Genomic DNA, 2,572 nt, shown 5'->3' on the forward strand with positions numbered 1-2,572 from the left:
TGAGTATTCGACGGTTTGGGGACCACCCATTATTGCCGTTGGGAGCCACTGATATTGCCGTTGGGGGCCAGTGCCGTCCGTGTGGGAGCCACTGGCCTCCAAAGGGTCTAGCTATTCCTGATCGGCGCCGATCTTCTCCCTCATGTTGTAGCTTCCGGTCTCGATCCAAATGGTGTTGTGGATGATCCGGTCCATGATCGCGTCGGCGTGAACACCGGATCCGAGCCGCTGGTGCCAGTCCTTCTGCTGATACTGCGTGCAGAACACCGTTGAGGCCGAGCCGTAGCGGCGTTCCATGAGTTCCAGGAGCATGCGCAGGAAGTCCCCGCTGGGGCGGTCCAGCAGCCATTCATCGATCACCAGCAAGGTGAAGGATCCATACTTTTTCAGGAACTTTGAGGCGCCCAGGGGCTTGTCCTGAGCCTGGACCCATTCTTCCTCGAGGTCGGGCATGCGCACGTAGTGGGTGCGGATCCGGTTGCGGCAGGCCTGTTTCGCCAGGGCGCACCCCAGATACGATTTTCCAGAACCAGTGAATCCTTGGAAGACCACGTTTTGGTTCTGTTCGATGAACCCGCAGCTGCCAATGGCCGTGAGTGTGTTGCGGTTCAGGCCGCGTTCCTCGATCAGGTCCACTTGCCGTAGGTCAGCGTTGGGGTAGCGCAGTTTGGCGCGAGTGATCAGGCCGCCGACCTTTGAGGTGGTGAACGCCGAATGCGCTTCGTCAACGATCAGGCGCACCCGCTCATCGAAGCTCAGCGCCATGCTCAGGGTTTCGTCTTGGGCCTCGATGGCCTGGAGCATTTCAGTGGCGTTCATTTCACGCATTTTTCGTTTGGTCTCGATATCCAGTGAGCTCATCGGGTGCCTCCTGCGTAGTAGTCGCTGCCGCGCACGTAGCCGCCTTCGTTGTGGAATAGCTCGGGCGGTGTGCCTAGGTTCTTGTCTTGTCCGGTTTCCAGCAGGGGTCGCAGGTGGGCATAGCGCGGGGACCTGATCTGGCTCTGCAGGGCGATACGGCAGACCGCTTCCAGTCGGGCCGGGCTGTAGCGCCGACTCAGGCGCAGCACCGCCAGCGCGGCGTTGAAGCCCTGTTCCTTGACCTGGACGGATTCAAAGATCCGTTCCACCACATTCAGCGTGCACGGTCCGGTGCGCGTGGCCCAGTCCTTGACCCGTTGGGTGTCCCAGTGTTGCCACTGGCGGTCGGGCGGAATATCGGCATCGTTGGTCTGGTACTGGTTGAGGGCCACGGCCGGCAGCAGCCGGTGGCTGGTGAGTCGCTCATGATTCCGGTAAACCTCCAGCATGGTCTCGGTCAGCCTCAGATCCACGGTGGCACCAATGTTGACGATCGGAACCGAGTAGTAGTTCTTCTGCCAGGAAACGTAGCTGTTCCTGGCGACTTTCCGCCCGTAAACCCAGGTGCTGATCTCATAGCCGGCCGCCGGCAACGGGTTCATCAAGGGCTGCTCTTCGGCCAGGAACACCGACTTTCGTGACCCCGCGCGCTTCTGGAAAGGCTCCTGGTTATACGCCTCAATTCGCTCACGGATTGCGGCCCTCAACTGCCCCAACGAACCGAAGCTGGTGTTCCGCAGGCCGGCAATCACCCACGTGGCAACATGGCTGACGGTGTTTTCCACGCTGGCCTTGTCCTTCGGTCTCCGAATGCGGCCCGGCAGCACCGCTGCCCCGTAGTGAGCAGCCAAATGACGGTAGGAATCATTGAGCACGATCTCGCCCTCGGCAGGGTGCTTGATCACGCCGGTCTTCAGATTGTCTGGCACAATGCGTGGCACAGAGCCACCGAACGCCTCGAACATCGAAACGTGGGCACGCAACCAGCTATCCTGCTTCATGTCCAAGGTGGCCTCCACGAAGGCATACCGGCTGAACGGCAGGCACGCGACGAACAGGTAGACCTTGTTCCGCACACCAGTGACCGGATCGATCAATTCCATAGTGGGACCCGACCAGTCCACTTCGATGCTCATCCCGGCCTTATGCTGCACCCGGGATGTTGCGTGAGACTCCAGGACAAAACGCTGATACACCTTGCAGAATCGGTCATAGCCCATGACTGCCTCCCCAGTTCCGGCAAGGGAGTCAACGTACTCGCTATGCAAGAGCTTCAACGTCACCCCTACCTTGGCCAGCTCATGATGGATGGCACCCCATTCCGGCTGGGCAAAAACGCTCTCGTGGTCGCCGCGGCCCGGGAACAGCAGGGCGTACACCTCATTCTCGGATTTCTCCCGTACCTCATCCCAGCTGATGCTGCGCTGCTCCGCCGCTTCGAGAACGGTCGAGACGCTTCGCCTCGACGCCCCGAGCGAGGTCGAAATCGCCCGACCCGACAGCCCGTCTGCGCGTAGCTTGAGAATAAGCTTCGCCTTAATCCTTCGTACCATTGATACTGTTCCTTCCACCATGTGGCCCTCACATGGTGGAAGGAGCCTATTGCGTGGCCACCGGCAACGCTACAGGTGGCCCCCAAGGACAATAATCCCGTTTTCCCATGGTGGCCCCCAACCGCAATATTGCTGGCCCCCAAAAAGAAAAATATTCA

2 protein-coding genes are annotated in these 2,572 nt (G+C 59.9%); both read right to left on the minus strand.

Annotation, left to right across the window (positions count from 1 at the left end; all coding sequences use genetic code 11):
- Positions 1 to 111 precede the first annotated feature (111 nt).
- Positions 112 to 861, minus strand: coding sequence for an ATP-binding protein (locus ACT3TS_RS19540; RefSeq protein WP_444533196.1), 750 nt, complete (start codon positions 859 to 861; stop codon positions 112 to 114).
- Positions 858 to 2,414, minus strand: coding sequence for an IS21 family transposase (gene istA, locus ACT3TS_RS19545; RefSeq protein WP_444533197.1), 1,557 nt, complete (start codon positions 2,412 to 2,414; stop codon positions 858 to 860). The genes ACT3TS_RS19540 and istA overlap by 4 nt, the downstream gene beginning before the upstream one ends.
- Between the last annotated feature and the right edge of the window lie 158 nt (positions 2,415 to 2,572).

Origin of the sequence: Specibacter sp. AOP5-B1-6 (assembly GCF_052376555.1) — a bacterium.
Lineage (GTDB): Bacteria > Actinomycetota > Actinomycetes > Actinomycetales > Micrococcaceae > Specibacter.